The 17,854-nt window shown below is 68.8% G+C and carries 19 protein-coding genes and 1 tRNA gene; 9 read left to right on the top strand and 11 right to left on the bottom strand.

Features of this window, described 5'->3' with window-relative positions; translation table 11 throughout:
• Positions 1-110: 110 nt before the first annotated feature.
• Positions 111-182 (bottom strand) — tRNA-Val (locus H6G16_RS04020).
• Positions 183-251: 69 nt separating this feature from the next.
• On the opposite strand from H6G16_RS04020, the gene H6G16_RS04015 reads away from it, so the two are divergent.
• The gene (locus H6G16_RS04015; protein WP_347238785.1) at positions 252-1,718 is read left to right on the top strand and encodes an FAD-dependent oxidoreductase; all 1,467 of its coding nucleotides are present in this window, start codon (positions 252-254) and stop codon (positions 1,716-1,718) included.
• On the opposite strand, the gene cobM is transcribed toward H6G16_RS04015, so the two are convergent.
• The 4 genes from cobM to petC are packed head-to-tail and all read right to left on the bottom strand — an operon-like array spanning position 1,680 to position 4,884.
• On the bottom strand, positions 1,680-2,477 hold the full coding sequence (cobM, locus tag H6G16_RS04010) for a precorrin-4 C(11)-methyltransferase (RefSeq protein WP_242036158.1): 798 nt from the start codon (positions 2,475-2,477) through the stop codon (positions 1,680-1,682). The two genes, H6G16_RS04015 and cobM, sit on opposite strands and share 39 nt — an antisense overlap.
• On the bottom strand, positions 2,474-3,334 hold the full coding sequence (gene lgt, locus H6G16_RS04005) for a prolipoprotein diacylglyceryl transferase (protein WP_190389258.1): 861 nt from the start codon (positions 3,332-3,334) through the stop codon (positions 2,474-2,476). The genes cobM and lgt overlap by 4 nt, the downstream gene beginning before the upstream one ends.
• The gene (locus H6G16_RS04000) at positions 3,331-4,278 is read right to left on the bottom strand and encodes an apocytochrome f (protein WP_190389028.1); all 948 of its coding nucleotides are present in this window, start codon (positions 4,276-4,278) and stop codon (positions 3,331-3,333) included. Before H6G16_RS04000 ends, lgt begins: the two co-directional genes overlap by 4 nt.
• A gap of 48 nt (positions 4,279-4,326) precedes the next feature.
• The gene (gene petC, locus H6G16_RS03995) at positions 4,327-4,884 is read right to left on the bottom strand and encodes a cytochrome b6-f complex iron-sulfur subunit (RefSeq protein ID WP_190389027.1); all 558 of its coding nucleotides are present in this window, start codon (positions 4,882-4,884) and stop codon (positions 4,327-4,329) included.
• Positions 4,885-5,008: 124 nt separating this feature from the next.
• Between petC and H6G16_RS12980 the strand changes: the two genes are divergently transcribed.
• The gene (locus tag H6G16_RS12980; RefSeq protein ID WP_347238784.1) at positions 5,009-5,371 is read left to right on the top strand and encodes a DUF3067 family protein; all 363 of its coding nucleotides are present in this window, start codon (positions 5,009-5,011) and stop codon (positions 5,369-5,371) included.
• Here H6G16_RS12980 and tatC read toward each other — a convergent pair.
• Positions 5,368-6,066, bottom strand: a complete 699-nt coding sequence (gene tatC / locus H6G16_RS03985; protein WP_242036193.1) for a twin-arginine translocase subunit TatC — start codon at positions 6,064-6,066, stop codon at positions 5,368-5,370. The two genes, H6G16_RS12980 and tatC, sit on opposite strands and share 4 nt — an antisense overlap.
• A 140-nt stretch (positions 6,067-6,206) precedes the next feature.
• A complete protein-coding gene (locus H6G16_RS03980; protein ID WP_190389024.1) occupies positions 6,207-7,874 on the bottom strand; it encodes an NFACT family protein in 1,668 nt (555 codons plus the stop codon).
• Between the two features lie 48 nt (positions 7,875-7,922).
• Between H6G16_RS03980 and gmk the strand changes: the two genes are divergently transcribed.
• On the top strand, positions 7,923-8,486 hold the full coding sequence (gene gmk, locus H6G16_RS03975) for a guanylate kinase (RefSeq protein WP_190389023.1): 564 nt from the start codon (positions 7,923-7,925) through the stop codon (positions 8,484-8,486).
• A gap of 92 nt (positions 8,487-8,578) precedes the next feature.
• On the opposite strand, the gene psaJ is transcribed toward gmk, so the two are convergent.
• Together psaJ and H6G16_RS03965 are read right to left on the bottom strand one after the other, a co-directional pair.
• Entirely contained in the window at positions 8,579-8,695 is a 117-nt protein-coding gene (gene psaJ / locus H6G16_RS03970; RefSeq protein ID WP_190389022.1) for a photosystem I reaction center subunit IX, read from the bottom strand.
• A gap of 43 nt (positions 8,696-8,738) precedes the next feature.
• Positions 8,739-9,233: a Photosystem I reaction center subunit III gene (locus H6G16_RS03965; RefSeq protein ID WP_190389021.1), complete on the bottom strand. Its 495-nt coding sequence runs from the start codon at positions 9,231-9,233 to the stop codon at positions 8,739-8,741.
• Positions 9,234-9,294: 61 nt separating this feature from the next.
• On the opposite strand from H6G16_RS03965, the gene tsaD reads away from it, so the two are divergent.
• Both tsaD and H6G16_RS03955 read left to right on the top strand, forming a co-directional pair.
• Positions 9,295-10,362, top strand: a complete 1,068-nt coding sequence (gene tsaD / locus H6G16_RS03960) for a tRNA (adenosine(37)-N6)-threonylcarbamoyltransferase complex transferase subunit TsaD (protein ID WP_190389020.1) — start codon at positions 9,295-9,297, stop codon at positions 10,360-10,362.
• Between the two features lie 112 nt (positions 10,363-10,474).
• The gene (locus H6G16_RS03955; RefSeq protein ID WP_190389257.1) at positions 10,475-10,654 is read left to right on the top strand and encodes a high light inducible protein; all 180 of its coding nucleotides are present in this window, start codon (positions 10,475-10,477) and stop codon (positions 10,652-10,654) included.
• A 30-nt stretch (positions 10,655-10,684) separates the two neighbouring features.
• Here the strand turns inward: H6G16_RS03955 and H6G16_RS03950 are convergent, their stop codons facing one another.
• A complete protein-coding gene (locus H6G16_RS03950; RefSeq protein WP_190389019.1) occupies positions 10,685-11,899 on the bottom strand; it encodes a type IV pilus twitching motility protein PilT in 1,215 nt (404 codons plus the stop codon).
• A 106-nt stretch (positions 11,900-12,005) separates the two neighbouring features.
• On the opposite strand from H6G16_RS03950, the gene wecB reads away from it, so the two are divergent.
• Complete coding sequence (gene wecB / locus H6G16_RS03945; RefSeq protein ID WP_190389018.1) at positions 12,006-13,115, top strand: UDP-N-acetylglucosamine 2-epimerase (non-hydrolyzing); 1,110 nt, start codon at positions 12,006-12,008, stop codon at positions 13,113-13,115.
• A gap of 1 nt (position 13,116) precedes the next feature.
• Here the strand turns inward: wecB and H6G16_RS03940 are convergent, their stop codons facing one another.
• Positions 13,117-14,319: an efflux RND transporter periplasmic adaptor subunit gene (locus H6G16_RS03940; protein WP_347238783.1), complete on the bottom strand. Its 1,203-nt coding sequence runs from the start codon at positions 14,317-14,319 to the stop codon at positions 13,117-13,119.
• Positions 14,320-14,367: 48 nt separating this feature from the next.
• Between H6G16_RS03940 and ychF the strand changes: the two genes are divergently transcribed.
• Genes ychF through H6G16_RS03925 form a run of 3 tightly spaced genes read left to right on the top strand, consistent with a single transcriptional unit; the run spans position 14,368 to position 17,848 of the window.
• Positions 14,368-15,459: a redox-regulated ATPase YchF gene (gene ychF / locus H6G16_RS03935; protein WP_190389017.1), complete on the top strand. Its 1,092-nt coding sequence runs from the start codon at positions 14,368-14,370 to the stop codon at positions 15,457-15,459.
• The gene (locus tag H6G16_RS03930) at positions 15,456-16,742 is read left to right on the top strand and encodes an MFS transporter (protein ID WP_190389016.1); all 1,287 of its coding nucleotides are present in this window, start codon (positions 15,456-15,458) and stop codon (positions 16,740-16,742) included. Before ychF ends, H6G16_RS03930 begins: the two co-directional genes overlap by 4 nt.
• 5 nt (positions 16,743-16,747) lie before the next feature.
• Positions 16,748-17,848: a hypothetical protein gene (locus tag H6G16_RS03925; protein ID WP_190389015.1), complete on the top strand. Its 1,101-nt coding sequence runs from the start codon at positions 16,748-16,750 to the stop codon at positions 17,846-17,848.
• Positions 17,849-17,854 lie beyond the last annotated feature (6 nt).

Here is a 17,854-nt window from a genome sequence, read left to right as displayed (position 1 = left end):
GCCCGCCACCAGGCTGCTGGGTGGGAGCTGGAAAAACCGGTGGAGGTGCCCGGAAAGCCTGTGCTGGCAAGGCTTACGCCAGAGTGGTCGGCCGGTTTAGCCAATCAAAATGGGCGATACTGGATTCGAACCAGTGACCCCTTCCGTGTGAAGGAAGTGCGCTACCGCTGTGCTAATCGCCCGCACCCCTGGAGCTTAAAACACGGCCGGCGGGCCATCCGTCACCATGGGGGCAGATCCAGCCCCACCGTGTGAGCGCGACCACCGACATCCCGTCCCCGTCCCCCGATCCCGCCTCCCAGGACGTGGATGTGTTGATCGTGGGGGGTGGGGTGTGCGGCACGGCGCTGTTGTTCGAGCTCGCGCGCTATACCGATGTGGAGCGCATCCTTTTGGTGGAGCGCTACGACGCCCTCGCCCGGGTGAATTCCAAGGCCACCAACAACAGCCAGACGATCCACTGCGGCGATATCGAGACCAACTACACCCTGGAGAAGGCGGTACGGGTGAAGCGCACGGCCGAGATGATCGTGCACTACGCCGATCTGCTCGATCCAGCCACCCGCGATCGCTGTGTGTTCCGGACGCCGAAGATGGTGCTCGGTGTGGGGGGGCAGGAGTGTGCCTTCCTGCGGGAGCGTTTTGCCCGCTTCTCGCCCCATTTCCCGGCGATGGAACTGCTCGACAAGGAGCAAATCGCCGACTGGGAACCCCAGGTGGCCCTGCTCAACGGCCAGCCCCGTCCGGAAGAGCTGGTGGCCATCGGCATTTGCCGCACCTACACCGCCGTGGATTACGAGGAGCTCTCCGCCTCGTTTGTGGCCCAGGCTGAGGCGGCAGTGGCTGGCACCAATCGCCAGCTCACCGTGCAGCTCGGCACCAGCGTGGGCACGATCACCCCGGAGGGGGATGGGTTTCGGGTTGCGCTGGCTCCGACCCCCGGTTGTGCCAGCGCCGCCGGGCAGGAGGCGCGCAGCGTGCGGGCCCGCCACGTGGTGGTGAATGCCGGTGCCCACAGCCTGTTGATGGCCCAGCGGATGGGCTATGGCCTGGAGTATTCGTGCCTGCCGGTGGCGGGCAGCTTCTACTTCACCCCCGACCTGCTCCAGGGCAAGGTGTACACCGTGCAGAACGACAAGCTGCCCTTTGCCGCCATCCATGGCGACCCCGATGTGCGCGCCCCGGGCAAGACCCGCTTCGGCCCCACCGCCTTGCTGCTGCCGCTGCTGGAGCGCTACAAGCCGGCCTCCTTCTGGGAATTTCTGCAGGTGCTGCGGCTCGACTGGGCCGTGCTGGCTGTGTTCTGGCAGCTGTTCCGCATCGCCGATATCCGCAACTACATCCTCAAGAACCTGCTGTTTGAGGTGCCCTGGCTGCGTCGGCGCCTGTTTCTGGCTGATGCCCGCAAGATCGTGCCCGGTATGCAGCTCCGGGATCTCAGCTTCGCCGAGGGCTACGGCGGGGTGCGGCCCCAGCTGATCGACAAGACCAACCGCAAGCTGATGCTCGGTGAAGCCAGCATTGCGGCCTGTCCTGGCCTGGTGTTCAACGTCACGCCGTCACCGGGGGGCACCTGCTGCCTGGGCAACGGGGCCCGCGATGTCGAGGCGATTGCGGAGCGGCTGGGCTGCCGTTTCGACCGCGACCGGCTGGCCCGGGAGCTCTATGGCGAGCCCGCCTCAGGCGCCGCCGCGGAACAGGTGGTTGTGGCTGGCTGAGTAGAGCTTGGAGCGGGCCTCCTCCGGGGCGGCCAGGGCTGGACTCACCACGTACAGGGTGGTGCGGATCAGGGAACGCTCCCGGCTCACCTGGGCCATCTGAGCCAGGGGAACGACGCTGAGCCACTGGTCAGGCCAGCTCACCCGGTAGCCGATCGCCACAGGGGTGTCGGCGGGGTAGTGGCGCAGCAGCTCGGCCTGCACCTCATCCACATGGCGAGCACTGAGGTAGAGGCAGAGGGAGGCTCTCAGCGCCGCCAACCGCTCCAGGGCTTCCCGTTCGGGCACGCCGGTGCGGCCGCCGGCGCGACCGAGCACGATGGTCTGCACCAGGCCGGGGATCGTTAATTCGCTCTGCAGGGCCGAGGCGGCGGCCTGGTAGGCGCTCAGGCCGGGCACCACCTCCACGCCGATGCCCGCATCGGCCAGGCGGCAGATCTGCTCGGCAATGGCCCCGTAGAGGCAGGGGTCACCGTCGTGGAGACGCACCACGGTCTTGCCAGCCCTGGCCCGATCCAGCACCACCTCCATCACCTGCTCCAGGGTGAGGGTGCTGGTGCGCACCTGCTCACAGCCCTCGGGGGCGAGGGCTGCGATCTGGGGATTGACGAGGGAATCGGTCCACACCAGCACGTCGGCCTGCTCCAACACCCGGGCGGCCCGCAGGGTGAGCAGGTCGGGGGCGCCGGGGCCGGCACCGACGATCCAAACCGGTTTGGCGTTCAGGCCGGCTTCAGCGGCGGTGGGTGAGGCGGTCAAACGGACACTCCACTGGGGTCGGGAAGGGGACGGTGGCGCCGGTAGAGCCACCAGAGGCCGGCGCCGCCCAGGGCGATCAGCAGCAGGCTCACCAGCTGGGCCATGCGCAGGCCGCCCTCGCAGAAGGGGGGATTGGCCAGCAGGCAAAGGGGATCGAGCCGTAGGCCCTCAATCCACACCCGTCCGCTGCTGTAGGCCATCAGATACACGCAACTGAGGGCGCCGGGGAGCAGCTGGATGCGCCCCCGGCTGGCTTGGCGGAACAGCACCAGCAGCAGGAGGCACACCCCCAGATTCCACACCGATTCGTAGAGGAAGGTGGGGTGGAAGTGGGCCTGATCGAGGAACTCCACAGGCCGCTGGCCCACAGGGATGAACAGTTTCCAGGGCAGCTCGGTGGGCCGGCCGAAGGCCTCGGAGTTGAAGAAGTTGCCCCAGCGGCCGATGGCCTGTCCCAGGGCCACCGCGGGAACCAGCACGTCCAGCAGGGGCCAAAAGGACTGGCGCCGCCAGCGGCAAAAAAGCACGGTGGCGAGGGTGCCCCCCAGCAGGGCGCCGTGAATGGCGATCCCACCGCGCCAGATGGCGATCGCATCGAGCCAGTTGCCGGAGTACTGGCGCCATTCCAGAGCGACGTAATAGAGCCGGGCACCGATCACGGCCCCCAGCACCAGCACGGGCAACAGGTCGGCGATCAGGCCGGGCTCAATGCCGCGGGCCCGGCCCAGGCGGGTGGCCAGGCTGAGCCCCAGCAGCACGGCCACTGCGATCAGCAGGCCATACCACCGCAAGGCAACGGGGCCCAGCTGGAAAACCAGGGGCCCCGGAGAGGTGAAGGTGGCAAGCACGCTGCTCAGATGAGCCCTTCAGCGGCCTGGACCTTCTCCACTTGGCGCTTCTTAAGCACCAACATGATCTGGGCCAGGGCGATGGCGGCGAAGAAGGCGAGCAGGCCGTAGATGCGAACAGGGTTCTGCAGTACCACCTCGGCGTCGATCTGGCCGAAGCCACCGACGTTCGGATCGTTAGTGAGCGCTGCACCGGCGGTGACGGCGTCACCCACGGCGACGGTGATGGTCGGGCCGGCGGGAACGGTTTCGCTGGCCTTGCTGCCGTCGGCTGCGGTGATTTCGACCACAGAGGCCCCATTGTCCCCAGCGGTGATGGCGGAAACCTGACCGGTCACGGGAGCGTTGAAGACGCCGTTGTTGCTCTTCTCACCGGTGGGATAGACCTGGCCGCGGCCCCGGTTGCCGCCCACGTGCAGCTGGTATTTGCCGAAGTGGATGGAGCTGTCCGTGGCCGGATCAGGGGAGAGGATCGGGAAGACGATGGTCTGGTGATCGTCACCAGGCAGCGGGCCCACCAGCAGGATGTTCGGGTTCTCCTCGTTCCAGGTGGTCACGTAAACCCCGGCGGTCTCCTCCTTGAGCTCGTCGCTGAGGCGATCGGCCGGAGCCAGGGTGAAGCCGTCGGGGAGCATCACCACGGCGCCAACGTTGAGGCCACTGGGGCTGCCGTCGCCAGCCACCTGCTGCACCTTGGTGTCGTAAGGGATCTCGACTTCCACCTTAAACACCTCATCGGGGAACACCGCCTGGGGCAGTTCGACGTGGGTGGGCTTCTTGGCCAGGTGGCAGTTGGCGCAGGCCAGCTTGCCGGTGGCTTCACGCGGGTAGTCGTAGTTCTGCTGGGCCCAGAAGGGGTAGGCCCAGCTGGGGCTGGCACCGGCGAGCAGCACGGTCAGGCTCAGGGCGGTGCCCACCAAGGAGCCGAGCAGCAGGGAGAGGGAACGACGCATCACGGGATCAGGCGACAGACGGGATGGGAAGAACGGACGGTCGGGAGATCAGGCCCACCAGGGCTTGTCGCCGGTGCGGAAGTCGGTTTCGGTCCACTGGCTGAGGAACACGTTGTCGTTCTCGACCGACACATGGGCCAGGGCCAGGGAGAGGGGGGCGGGGCCCCGCACCACCTTGCCGGTGGCGTCGTACTGGGATCCGTGACAGGGGCACATGAATTTGTTGGCCGCGGCGTTCCAGGGCACCACGCAGCCCAAGTGGGTGCAGATGGCGTTGATGCCGTAGCTGCCGATGGCGTCGCTGCCCTCGACGAGCAGGTAGGTGGGATCGCCCTTGAGGCCCTGCACCAGGTTGCGGTCGCTCTCCTTGTGGGTGCTTAACCAGCCGCTGGCCGTGACGGTGTTGCCCAGTTCGTCCTTGGCGGTGGTGCCGCCGCCGGAGCCCGCGGCCTTGGGGGGGATGAAGTAGCGGGCCACGGGATAGAGGGCGCCCAGGGCCACACCAGTGACTGACCCAAAGGTCAGCAGGTTCATGAACTGCCGACGACCCATTCCGGGCACATCACCATTGGCGCCACTGGAGGCGCTCGCAGGCATCTGGGTCATGTCGGCGTGCCGGGACAACGTGGCGCCCATTATGAACCTTGCCACTGCGGCCCCGGGGCGCCGCTGCCCGGCCGCGGCTGGGCCTGCAACATGCTGTTGTGCAATCCGACCTGTGACTCCGGGCGTGTCCCAGCCCCCCAGCCCCCTTCCCCCAGCCGCCGCCGGCGATGGACCCCTGTCAGCGCAGGAGGTGTGGGACATGCTGGAGGCCCGCTGGCAGGTCTCCTATGACCTCCAGCTGGTGCAGCGCCGGGGAAGGGTGTATCTGCAGGTGATGTGGGCCTACCTCGAGCAGCAGTCCTTTCCGCTGAGCGAGGAGGGCTACCGGGCCAAGCTCGAGGAGCTGGTGGGTCTGCTCAACGGGCTGGGGGTGGCGGGCCAGGTGCGCCGCTGGTTGCTCACCACCACGGACAAACCGCGGCTCGGCAAGGCCCTGGGGCTGGCCCTGGAGATTCCCGCCGGTCGGGCCAGTGAATTTCTGCTTTAGGCCGGGCGGAGCCGCTCGGTGAAGGCCACCAGTCCCACCCCGATCAGGTAGAGGGCGGTGATGGCTCCGGAGAGCAGCAGCATCGTGACCGGATCGGTGGAGGGGGTCAGCACGGCGCCCGCCAGGGCGCTGGCCAGCACCACCCAGCGCCAGCCGGCCAGCATCGGCTGGGCCTTCACCAGGCCCAGGGCGCCCAGCAGCAGCTGCAGCACCGGCAGTTGGAAGGCCAGGGCGGTGGCCACCATCAGCAGCAGCACGAAGTCGAGGTAGCGCTCAATCGACCAGCTCGGTTCGACCACGTCGGCGCCGTAGCTCACCAGGAAGCGGAGGGCGGCCGGCACCAGGGCCCACCAGGCGAAGGCCAGGCCGGCGGCGAACAGCACGGCTGAGCCCGCCACCGCCGGCGCCACGAGGTTCCGTTCGCGCCGGGTGAGGCCGGGCAGCACGAAGGCCAGCCCCTCGTAGAGCACGTAGGGCAGGGCCAGGGTGAGGCCGGCGTAGCCCGCCACCTTCAGGGAGACAAACAGGAACTCCCCCGGGGCCAGCTGCAGGAAACGGATGCCCTCGGCCGGCATCTCCAGCAGCCGCACCAACGGTTTGACCGCCAGCAGGCAGGCCGCTGCCGCCACCACCACCGCCAGCAGGCTGCGCAGCACCCGCCGGCGCAGCTCCTCGAGGTGGTCCACCAGGCTCATCTCGACTTCGTCGGGGAAGTCGTTGTCGGGTGGGTCTCCAGCGCCGGAGGGGACAGGGACCCGTATCGGGGCTGGGGCTTCCAGGGGCTGGGCTGCGGTGGTCGGGTTGGGGGAGGGGGTGTCGGGTTCGGGGCTCATGGTCACGGCTCCGGCAGCAGGCTAAGAGCGCGTTGCGGTTCGCCCCAGAGAACGGTGCCGCCCCGATGACGCACCGTACCGGGGGCGGCACCGGGAATGCGTTGCAGCTCCTCGGTGGGCACCATCACCACCGGCACCCGCCGGTTGCCGCGGCCCCGGCTGAAGTGGGCTGCCAGATCGGCGGCGGCCTGTAGATCCCCCTCGCTCGGTGGCTGTTGGGAGCTCTTCAGCACCACGTGGCTGCCGGGGATTTCCTGGGCGTGAAACCAGAGATCGCCGCGGCGGGCCTGGCGAAAGGCGATCCATTCGTTCTGGCGGTGGTTGCGGCCCACCTGCAGGGGCAGGCCGGCGGCGGTGTGCAGCTCCAGGGGCTGGGGCTCCCCCTCGGCGCCCTGGCTGGCACGGGCCTGGCGCCGGCCCCCCTGGCTGCCGTGTTTGCGATCGCCCAGTAGGGCCTCTAGCTCACGGGCCAGGCTGGCCACCTGATCGGAGCTGTCGGCCTGGTCGAGGTAGGTGAGGCTGGCCTCCAGCCCGGCCAGCCGCTGCCGGTGCAGCTCCAGGCGGGGGGTGATCGCCGCCACGGAACGGCGCCGTTTGCGGGCGGTTTTGTAGAGCTTTTGGGCCTCATCGATGCACTGGCGGCTGGGTTGTCGCTGGCTCAGCAGGGCATCGGCCCGGCGCTGCAGGGCTTCCCCTTCCGGCACTGCCGCCAGCAGGGCCTCTTGCTCGCTGGCCTGGCGGGTTTCACGGGCGGCCGCGGCCTCGAGCCGGTGGCGCAGCTGCTGGCGCCGTTGCAGCAGGTCCTGGGCGCTGAGGTGGGCGGCGAAATAGGTCGCCAGGCCCCGGTTCACCGCGAGGGGCCCGGGGGCCGTGTCCGTGCCCCAGCAGCAGTAGCCCTCGGCGCTCTGCTGCCAGCCGAAGTGCTCGCCCTCCACGGCCGTGAGCCAGCGACGCCAGATCTGCCACAGCTGCTGCCACTGGGCGGGGCTGAGGGTGTCGACGGCCCGATCCCCCCAGTCGGTGGGCAGCAGCTGGCGCACCAGGGCGGGACTGATGCCCTGGTAGCTCTCCCGCAGGGCCTGCTGCAGCGGCAGGGGCACCAGGCTGAGCCGCCGCTGCCAGCTCTCGAAGCCCTCCTCCAGCCGCGGCGGTTCCCCCGCCAGGGGCGGCGGCGGTTGGTAGGGGTCGCCGGTGCCGATCGGCCGCAACCGTGATTGCTGCGGCTTCACCTGGCGCGCCAGGGCCACCACCTGGCGGTCAGCGTCCAGCAGCAGCAGGTTGCTGTGGCGCCCCATCAGTTCGGCCACCAGCCAACGCAACGCCGGTTCGCCGGGGCGCCGGGCAAAGCCGAGCTCCACCACCCGTTCCCAGCCCTGCTGGCGGATCTCCACCAGGGCCAGGCCCCGCAGGGCGTGCTGGAGCTGTTGGGCCAGGGTGCTGCCATCCCCCTGGCGTGGCGGCGGCGGGATCGTGTGCAGCCGGGCCGCTTCCGCCTGCCAGCTCAGCTCCAGCCAATGGGCCCCGCTGAGGCTGCGCAGGCCGATCTGCAGGGCATGGGGGCTGGCCTGTTGGGCCTTCTCAAACCGGCTCGGCAGCAGCAGCGGTCGCCATTCGGCCAGCACCGCCCGCAGTGTGGTGACGTCTAGTGCCTGAAGACGGGAGGGGGCCATGGGCTTCGAGGCTGGCTTCTACTCTGCTGGCCAGAGCTGATGCCTGCCATGAGCGCCCCGCCCGGCCGCCTCACCCTGATCACCGGCCCCAGTGGGGTGGGCAAGGGCACCCTGGTGCAGCGGCTGCTGGCCCACCACCCGGAAATCTGGCTGTCGATCTCGGCCACCACCCGCTCCCCCCGGGCTGGGGAAGTGGAGGGTGAGCACTACTTCTTCTTGAGCCGCGAGGCCTTTGAGCGGCAGGTGGCCGAGGGCGGCTTTCTGGAGTGGGCCGAATTTGCGGGCAATCTCTATGGCACCCCCCGCCAACCGGTGGAAGCCCAGCTCGCCGCGGGCCGACCGGTGCTGCTGGAGATCGAACTGGAGGGCGCCCGCCAGGTGCGGCGCAGCTTTGCGGCCGGCTTTCAGATTTTTGTGGAGCCCCCCAGCTTTGCGGAGCTGGAACGGCGCATCCGGGGCCGTGGCACCGACAGCGAGGAGGCCATCGCCCGACGCCTGGAGCGGGCCCGGGTCGAGCTGGCTGCGGCGCCGGAGTTTGATGCGGTGCTGGTCAATGGCGAGCTCGACGCCGCTGTGCAGGAGCTGGAGCGGTTGATGGACCTGCGGGCCTGACCGCCTCGGGCCAGCAAACCCATGCCATCAAAAAGCGGCCCCTCGGGGCCGCTTGTGGTGCTCGGGATGGAGCCCGATCAACACCCATTCCCTTAGAGCGGGTGGAAGAGCAGGTCGGGGAAGAAGCGGTTGAATTCGATCAGGATGCCGGCGGTGACGCTGAACCAGATGGCGGCGAACACCGGGGCGGTGGTGAGGAACTTTTTCATGGCTGGAATTCAGGGGAGTTGAAACGGCGCAGGGAGCTGCCGATCAGCGGGGTGAAACCGTGACTTTGTCGTCAGATTCCAGCAGCTTGCCGCTGGTGAGCTCGCCGAAGGCGGCCAGGGGCCAGGTGGCGGCAGCCAGGGTGCTCTTGAAGGCCAGCGGCAGGTCGATCTGGATCTCCTTCATGGCCGCATCCTTGTCGTTGCGGATCGCCCGCAGGTAGTTGCGGCCAGCCCAGCCGATGCAACCGGCGATGTAGAGGAAGGCAATACCCGGGATCATGAAGTCACCGGCGTGGCTCCAGCGGCCGTCCACGATCAGGTGGGGCAGGCCATCGGCGCCGCAGACGGCCTGGCTGTACATCGCGAAGCGAGCCTTGGCCTGCTCGGTCTTGGCTCCGGCGGCACGCTGCTGGAAGCGGGCGCTTTCGGAGCAGGGGGTCAGCCCCGCCACATCCGCCTTGGCCACGGGAGCGAAGCCGAGAAGCAGGAAGGCGGAGAGCAGAACTGCGAAGAGTCTGCGGGAAAAAAGACGGCGCATCGGACGCAGGGCCGCGGGGCAGGATGACACCACTGGACAGTACGGGAGCTCCCCGGAACGGATGGCGACGGTTCTTGCCCTCGAAACAAGTTGTGACGAGTCGGCGGCAGCGATTGTGCGGGATCAGACGGTGCTCGCCAGCGCCGTGGCTTCCCAGGTGGAGGAGCACGCCCGCTGGGGTGGGGTGGTGCCGGAAATCGCCTCCCGTCGCCACGTGGAGGCCCTGCCCCAGTTGATCGACCAGGTGTGTCGGCAGAGCGGCTTGGCCCTGGCTGAGCTGGACGGCATTGCGGCCACCGCGGCTCCGGGCCTGGTGGGGGCCCTGCTGGTGGCCTCGGTGACCGGCCGCACCCTGGCCCGTCTCCATGGCAAACCGTTTGTGGCCGTGCACCATCTGGAGGGTCACCTCTGTTCGGTGCAGCTCGGCGATCCCCTGCCCCCCGGGCCGTACCTGGTGCTGCTGGTGAGCGGCGGCCACACCGAACTGCTGCGGGTCGACGGACCGGGGCAGTACCAGCGCCTGGGCCGCAGCCACGACGATGCGGCCGGAGAAGCGTTCGACAAGGTCGCCCGGCTGCTGGGCCTGGGCTACCCGGGCGGTCCGGCGATTGAAGCGGCCGGCCGCGACGGGGATCCCCGTCGCTTTGCCCTGCCCAAGGGTCGGGTGTCGCGGCCCGAGGGGGGCTACTACCCCTACGACTTCAGTTTCAGCGGCCTCAAAACGGCGATGCTGCGCCAGGTGCGGGCGCTGGAGGCTAAGCACCAGGGGGATGGCGAGCCCCTGCCCCTGGCCGACCTGGCCGCGAGCTTTGAGCAGGTGGTGGCGGAGGTGCTGGTGGAGCGCAGTTGTCGCTGCGCCCGGGAGCAGGGTCTGGGCACCCTGGTGCTGGTGGGCGGCGTGGCCGCCAACCGGCGGCTGCGGGCCCTGCTCGAGGCGCGCTGCCAGCGGGATGGCCTGGCCTGGCGCGTGGCGCCGCTGGCCTACTGCACCGACAATGCCGCCATGATCGGGGTGGCGGCGGCCCAGCGGCTGGCGGCCGGCCAGCACAGTTCCCTGGAGCTGGCGGTGGCGGCCCGGCTGCCCTTGGAGCAGGCGGATCGGCTGTATGAACCGCAGGCTTGCTTTTAATGCCCGTAGGCTGGTGCTCCTGCGGGATCGGTGTGGCGCCATGGCCCCCCTCAACGGTGAGCGCGAAGTCCGGCAGGATCAGGAGTGTTCGACCCTCGAGCGGGAACCTGACATCCGCTTGGAATCCGGCGTTGACGCTGACGCCGGTTCCGAGTTGGTCAGTGGCACCGAGCTGAACGCCTGGCGCCGCGGCTTCACCCCCCAGGCCGAGATCTGGAATGGCCGGCTGGCCATGCTCGGGCTCTCGGTGGGGCTGTCGGTGCTGCTGGTGGCCCGGCTGGCGAGCCACTGATCGCCAACCAGGGCCCTCGCCGCCCCTGATTCAGGTGCGGCCCCGCAGGGCCTGGGCGAGCTCGTTGGGCTTGAGGCTCTGGGCCAGGGCGTCTTCCGGAGTGACCCGCTTCTCTTCCACCAGGTGCAGCAGGGCCTGGTTGGAGGTCTGCATGCCGTCAAAGGCGCTGCGCTTCATGATCTCCTCGATCTCGTCGAGTTCGCCGCGCTGGATGTAGTCCTTGCAGGCGTCGGTGTTGATCAGGATGTCGTGGTAGGCGGCCCGTTTGCCGTCGGTGGTTTTCAGCAGACCCTGGGCAATCACGCCCAGCAGGGATTCCGACACGGCCCTCCGGACGCTGTCCTGCTCGCTGGGGGGGTACATGCCGAGCACCCGTTCCACCGTCTTGACGGCGGAGTTGGTGTGCAGGGTGCCGAACACCAGGTGACCGGTCTGGGAAGCCTCAATGGCGGTGGCCAGGGTTTCCTGGTCGCGGATCTCACCGATCAGGATCACGTCCGGGTCTTCCCGCAGGGCCGCCCGGAGGGCGTTGTGGAACACCTTGGTGTGCTGTCCCACCTCCCGGTGGCGGATCAGTGACTGCCGGCTCTCGTGCACGAATTCCACCGGATCCTCGATGGTGAGGATGTGGCGGCTCATGTTGCGGTTGATCCAGTCGATCATCGCCGCGAGCGTGGTGCTCTTGCCGGAGCCGGTGGGCCCGGTGATCAGGACCATGCCCTTGGGTCGGGCGCAGAGCTCCTTGAGCACCGACGGCAAGTTCAGATCTTCGAGGGTGGCGATCTTCTGGGGGATCAGCCGCAGCACCATCGCCGGCCCCCGCAGCGAATCCATCAGGTTGATCCGCACCCGCACGAACGGGAAGGCGTGGGATCCGTCGTATTCCTTGTCGCGCTGGAAGGCGTCGATTTCAGCGGGGCTGAGCATCTCCCGCATCCAGGCGTTGAAGGTGGCCGCATCGGTCACGGGCCAACCGGTGCCGGCCATTTCGCCCCGGGCCCGGTAGCGGGGCTCCTCCCCCACCCCCAGGTGGACGTCGGAATAGCCCTTCTCATTGGCGATGCGCACGATGCCCTCGAGGCTGTCGGGCTGGCTGCCGTTGTCGAGCCGCAGGCCACCACCGCTGCTCGGCGCCTCGGGGGCCGGTGCGGGTGCATCCGGTGCGGCGGCCGGGGCTTCAGGAGGGGCTGCCGGCGGGAAAGGGGAAGGGGGGAAGGGGGAGGGGGGAAAGGGCGAGGTCGTCATCGGCGGCCACCGGAATGGCTCCAGCTTCGCCGCTGCGGACGTTCCTGTCAGCCCCGCCATCCCCGCCGGCCAACGTTCGTAGGATCCGGCTGTCTGCAGCGCCCCGGTGTCCAAGCCCCTTGTCACGCTCGTGCTGGGCACCCGTCCGGAGGCCATCAAGCTGGCGCCGGTGATCCGAGCGTTCCAGCAGGCCGAGGATTTCCGCACCCGGGTGGTGCTCACGGGCCAGCACCGGGAGATGGTGACCCAGGTGATGGGCCTGTTCGGCCTAGTGGCCGACCACGACCTGGCCCTGATGGCTCCCAAGCAAACCCTCACCCACATCACCTGCGGGGCCCTGCAGGGCCTCAAGGAAGAGTTCACCACCCACCGGCCCGATCTGGTGCTCGTGCAGGGGGATACCACCACGGCCTTCGCCTCAGCCCTGGCGGCGTTCTACGAGCAGATCCCGGTGGGCCATGTGGAGGCGGGGCTGCGCACCGACAACCTGCTCGATCCCTTCCCGGAGGAGGCCAACCGGCGTTTGATTTCCCAGCTCACCCAGCTCCACTTCGCCCCCACGCCCCTGTCGGCTGCCAACTGCCGGGCTTCCGGGGTGGTGGGAACGGTGCTCACCACGGGCAACACGGTGATCGATGCCCTGCTGCTCATGGCGGAGCAGGCGCCGCCCTACGTGCTGCCGGGCCTGGATTTTGAGACGCAGCGCGTGATTCTGGCCACGGTGCATCGCCGCGAGAACTGGGGTGAGCGGCTACAGGACATCGGCCGTGGTTTCCGCGAGCTGCTCGACCGCTATCCCGACACGGCCCTGCTCCTGCCCCTGCACCGCAATCCCACGGTGCGCGAACCGCTGCAGGCGCTGCTGGGGGATCACCCCCGCGCCTTCCTGGTGGAGCCCCTCGACTACGACCAGCTGGTGGCGGCGATGCGTGGCTCCACCCTGGTGCTGAGTGATTCCGGCGGCCTTCAGGAGGAGGCGCCGTCCCTGGGCAAGCCGGTGCTGGTGCTGCGCCGCACCACCGAGCGGCCCGAGGCGGTGGAGGCGGGCACCGCGCGGCTGATCGGCACCGACAGTGCCGACATCGTGGCGGAGGCCAGTCGCCTGCTGGATGATCCGGAGGCTTACGCGACCATGGCCCGGGCCCACAACCCCTTCGGCGATGGCCAGGCATCCGGGCGGATTGTGGAGGCGGCCCGCACGTTTCTGGCCGCCTGAGTTATTTGCGTTTCTGGGCCCAGGGCGGCAGGTCGATGAACACCCGGGTGCCGCTCTTGAGGCCCGAGAGGATCTGGGTGTCTTTGCCGCTGCTGATGCCGAGTTCCACCGGTTGGAAGGTGGGCTGGTTTTTCTTGCCCACCAGCAGGACCCCCGGCCGCCCGTCTTCGGTGACGATGGCCACGGTGGGCACCAGGGTGTCGGCCTGCACCTGGCCCGTCTGGAAGCCCACATCGGCGGTCATGCCGATGCGCAGCTGGGGGGTGTCGCCCACCAGGCGCAGCACCACGTCGAAGGAGGTGACGTTGTTGATCTTCACCGCCCGGGGGGTAACGCGTTTGACCCGCGCCTCGAAGCGTTGGTCGGGAAAGGCATCGGCGCGCACCGTGGCGCTCTGGCCCAGGCGCACCCGGCCGATGTCGCTTTCGGGCACCTTGGCCACCACCTCGAGGCCCTGGGCTAACTCCACGATCGAGGAGCTGGTGGCACCGGCGGTGGCGGAGGCGGTGGTGGTGGGGGTCACAAAGGCGCCGGGATCGGCGAAGCGCTGGGTCACCACCCCGTCGAACGGTGCACGCACCACCAGGTCGGACTGTTCCACCTGGCGCGCTTCCAGCCTCATCTTGGCGGCCCGTACGGCGGCCTGATCCACCAGGAAGGTGCTGCGCACCGTGTTGTAGTCGCTCAGGCTGATGGCGGCCTGGCGGTAGAGGCGTTGGTTGCGCTCCATCTCGCTGCGGCTGCGGGCCAGTTGGGCCTGGGCAGAGGTGAGCTGGGCCTGAAGCTCGGCGAGACGGTCATCGAGGTCGCCGCGATCCATGCGGGCCAGGGCCTGGCCGCGGCGCACCGGGTCGCCCTCCTCCACGTAGAGCTCGTCGATCACCCCCTGGCGCTTCGGGCTCACATTCACCCGCTTTTCGGCCTCCAGCTCGCCGCTGGCACTCACCACGCCGGGCAGGTCACCGGACACTGCCACAACGGTGTAAGGGGTGAGATCGGCCCGGCCACTGCTGCGCTGGCGCTGCGCCAGGCCCAGGCCGGCCACGAGCACCAGTCCAGCGGCAGCAGCAGCCCAAAGGCGCCGTCGCCGCCAAGGGCGGCGCGGGCCCGGGCGGGTGCTGGTGGAGGGGCCTGGAACCACGGACTGGCTGGGCACCGCCGTTGGGGGGGTGAGGGTGGGAATCGGCCTGAAGGGCAGAGACACCCAGTTTCGCTGGTGGGTGGTTCCACCTGCGGCCCGTAGATTCCAGCCATGCTCAAAGCCGGAATCGTCGGGCTGCCCAACGTGGGCAAGTCGACCCTGTTCAACGCCTTGGTGGCCAATGCCCAGGCCGAAGCCGCCAACTACCCGTTCTGCACGATCGAGCCCAACTCGGGCATCGTGTCCGTGCCGGATCCCCGCCTGCAGCTGCTCTCGGATCTGAGCGGCAGCAAGGAGATCATCCCCACCAAGGTGGAGTTTGTGGATATCGCTGGCCTGGTGAAGGGCGCCAGCCAGGGCGAGGGCCTGGGCAACAAGTTTCTGGCCAACATCCGCGAAGTGGACGCCATCGTGCACGTGGTGCGCTGCTTCGAGAACGATGATGTGATTCACGTGAGCGGCTCGGTGGGCCCGGCCCGCGATGCCGAGGTGATCAACCTGGAGCTGGGGCTGGCCGATCTCTCCCAGGTGGAGAAGCGCCGCGAGCGCCTCAAGAAGCAGGTGCGCACCAGCAAGGAGGCCCAGGTGGAAGACGCCGCCCTCGAGCGCATCCAGGCGGTGCTGGAGCAGGGCGGTGCGGCCCGCTCGGTGGACCTCAGCGAGGAGGAAGCGGCGATGGTGAAGCCCCTGGGGCTGCTCACCGCCAAACCGATCATCTACGCCACCAACGTGAGCGAAGACGATCTGGCCAGCGGCAATGCCTACTGCGACGAGGTGGCGGCCCTGGCGGAGCAGGAGGGTGCCGGCACCGTGCGCATCTCGGCCCAGGTGGAGGCCGAACTGATCGAGCTGCCCGAGGAAGACCGCGCCGAGTTCCTGGCCGGTCTGGGGGTGGAAGAGGGCGGCCTGCAGAGCCTGATCCGCGCCACCTACGCCCTGCTGGGCCTGCGCACCTACTTCACCACCGGCGAGAAGGAAACCCGCGCCTGGACGATCAAGGCCGGCATGACCGCCCCCCAGGCCGCCGGCGTGATCCACACCGATTTCGAGCGCGGCTTCATCCGCGCCCAGACCATCGGCACCCAGCAGCTGCTGGAGGCCGGCTCCCTGGCCGAGGCCCGCACCAAGGGCTGGCTGCGGGCCGAGGGCAAGGAGTACGTGGTGGCTGAGGGGGATGTGATGGAGTTCCTGTTCAACGTGTGAGGCGGCCTTTCTCCCTGCTGTGGCTGGGCCAGCTGGTGTCGAACTTGGGCACCCAGGCCAGCCTGTATGGCATGGGGTTGTGGCTGTTTCAGCAGCAATGGCGGGTGGTGGATTTCGCCGCCGTGGCGGTGGTGGTTCAGCTGGCCCGCCTGGCCATCCTGCCGCTGTTGGGCCAGCGTTTGGCTCGTTGGCCGCGCCGCCGCACCATGCTGGTGGCCAACGCCATCGGGGGGAGCGTCACCGTCGGCCTGGCCCTGTTGCTGTTGCGGGATGGCTCCCGGGTGCCTGTTGCCATCCTGCTGACCCTGCTGGCCATCTCGGCGGCGGCGGAAGCGGCTCTTGTGCTGTGTTTTTCCTCGTTGATCACCACCCTGGTGCCCGAGGGGCCGGCCCAGACCCGCGCGACTGGTCTATTTGCCAGCTCTGATGGGCTGGTGCTCAGCGTGGCTCCGTTCCTGGGGGCTTGGCTGGCAGCAGAGGCTGGCCTGCCCGGGGTGCTGTGGCTCGATGGCTTCAGTTTTCTGTGGGCCTTTCTGTGTGTGGCGTTGGCACCCTGGCCCCCGTCCGCCCTGGCCCCTGCCGGCGCCGGTGGGCTGGCACTCGCAGGTGCCAAACCGGCGAGCTTCCGGCGTCAGGTTGTCCAGCTCCTGCGGGAGCCAACCCTGGCTCCGCTGGGCTGGATTGGGATGGCGCTGGCGTTTGTGTATGCCGGCTGTGAGGTGCTCTTCCCAGCCTGGCTGCTGGCCGGCATGGGGCCGGACCGGTTGGGCATGGCCTTGCTCGTGGGCGGGATCGGCTACGGGCTTGGGATGGGGCTGTGGCTTTGGCGGCGCCCGGTGCGGCCGCTGCCGTGGCTGCGGGCCGCCGTGCTGGTCCAGGGTTGGGTGTTGATTGGCGCCGGCCTGGTGGTTTTTGAGCGGTGGCAGCCCATCTGGTGGCTGGGGATTCTGGTGTTCACCGCCGGCATTCCCATCAGCTTGGCGGCCCTGCAGTGCCTCTGGCAGCAGCAGGTGAGCGCCCTCGACCAGCCGCGGCGTTTTGCCCAGCGCCTGAGCCTGGAGTGGTGTGCGCGGCTGCTGGGTTTTGTTGGGCTCGCAGCCCTCGTGGATGGCTTTCTGCGCCCTGCCCTCAGCTGGCCGCTCTGGCCGCGCTGGCTGCTGGATGGGTTGGGGGTGGGCCCCGGACGACCGATGGCCATGGCCATGGGCCTGGCGGGCTGGTTGCTTCTCCTCACGGGGTTGCGCCAGGCCGCCGCCCTGGCCCGCGCGCCCTCGCCGGTCTGATCCCGATGCGCGTTCTGATTTACACCTCCAGCGGCGGCACGGCCCACGACGCGGCAGCCGAAGCGATCCAGCAGTGGTTAGCCCGGGTGCGCCCGGATGCGGAGGTGCGGGTGGATCAGGTGCTCGAGCACTCGAGCAGCACCTACCGCGGCGGAGTGGAGCTCTACAACTGGATCCAGCGTCGCCGGCCCTGGCTGCACCAGCTCTACTGGCGTGCCATGGAACTGGAAGATCTGATCAAGCCTGGCACCGTGCTCTTTGGGCGCCGCTACCTGATCCGGGAACTCCAGAACTTCCGGCCGGACGTGCTGATCTCCACCCATCCCCACACCAACCGGGGCCATTTCGATCTGGCCAAGCGGGTGTTGGGTCCCCAGCTGCGCTGCATCACCTGCTGCACCGAACTCGACGGTGGCTTCGGCTTCAGCCGCAACTGGCTCAGTCGCCGCACCGATCTGTTCTGGGCCCTCACCGAGGAGGTGGTGCGGGAGGTGCGGCAGCGCCGGCCGGGCGTGCCGGTGGAGGGCCTGGGCCCCCTTCTCTACCCGGCGTATCACGACGCCGGCCCCGCTCCGGAGGCCGTGGCGGGCCTACCCCTTCTCGTGCTTGGGACGGGCTCCAACGGGGCCAACAACCACATCCCGCTGCTGGAGCAGTTGTTGCCCTTTGCCGGTCAGGTGGCGGTGGTGGCCTTGTGTGGTCGTCGCCCTGCGGTGCGGGAGCAGCTGCAGGCGTGGGCCGGGCGGCACCCGGAGCTGGCGGTGCAGGCGTTGGGCTACCAGGATCCGGCGGCGATGGCTGCTCTCTATCAGCGGGCCTGGGCCCTGGTGAGTCGTCCGGGAGCGCGCACCGCCACCGAGGCTCTGTTTATGGCCTGCCCCCTGGTGTTCAACCACTACGGCACCACCATGCCCCAGGAATTGTTGGCACCGCGTTATTTCCGCGCCCGGGGATTGGAGTCCTCGATCCGACGGCCGGAGGAGCTGGCAGCACTGGTGCGCCAATGGCTGGCTGACCCTGAGGGCTATTGCGCCTTACGCCAGCGGTATCAGCAGCATCGTCTGTCGGCGAACCCCACTGGGATTCTCTCCCGCTTGAGCCCTTAGGAGAGG

Source organism: Cyanobium sp. FACHB-13342 (assembly GCF_014697415.1).
Classification (GTDB): Bacteria; Cyanobacteriota; Cyanobacteriia; order PCC-6307; family Cyanobiaceae; genus Cyanobium_A.
The sequence above is the reverse complement of the archived record's forward strand: the minus strand, read 5'-3'. Positions and strand labels throughout refer to the sequence as shown.

Excerpts from the sequence above, each read along its gene's own strand:
- tatC (WP_242036193.1), bottom strand. The coding sequence starts at position 6,066 with ATGAGCCTGGTGGACCACCTCGAGGAGCTGCGCCGGCGGGTGCTGCGC.
- H6G16_RS03965 (WP_190389021.1), bottom strand. The coding sequence starts at position 9,233 with ATGCGCCGTCTTTTTTCCCGCAGACTCTTCGCAGTTCTGCTCTCCGCC.
- ychF (WP_190389017.1), top strand. The coding sequence starts at position 14,368 with ATGCTCAAAGCCGGAATCGTCGGGCTGCCCAACGTGGGCAAGTCGACC.
- petC (WP_190389027.1), bottom strand. The coding sequence starts at position 4,884 with ATGACCCAGATGCCTGCGAGCGCCTCCAGTGGCGCCAATGGTGATGTG.
- H6G16_RS03950 (WP_190389019.1), bottom strand. The coding sequence starts at position 11,899 with ATGACGACCTCGCCCTTTCCCCCCTCCCCCTTCCCCCCTTCCCCTTTC.
- H6G16_RS04000 (WP_190389028.1), bottom strand. The coding sequence starts at position 4,278 with ATGCGTCGTTCCCTCTCCCTGCTGCTCGGCTCCTTGGTGGGCACCGCC.
- H6G16_RS03980 (WP_190389024.1), bottom strand. The coding sequence starts at position 7,874 with ATGGCCCCCTCCCGTCTTCAGGCACTAGACGTCACCACACTGCGGGCG.
- gmk (WP_190389023.1), top strand. The coding sequence starts at position 7,923 with ATGAGCGCCCCGCCCGGCCGCCTCACCCTGATCACCGGCCCCAGTGGG.
- psaJ (WP_190389022.1), bottom strand. The coding sequence starts at position 8,695 with ATGAAAAAGTTCCTCACCACCGCCCCGGTGTTCGCCGCCATCTGGTTC.
- tsaD (WP_190389020.1), top strand. The coding sequence starts at position 9,295 with ATGGCGACGGTTCTTGCCCTCGAAACAAGTTGTGACGAGTCGGCGGCA.
- H6G16_RS03925 (WP_190389015.1), top strand. The coding sequence starts at position 16,748 with ATGCGCGTTCTGATTTACACCTCCAGCGGCGGCACGGCCCACGACGCG.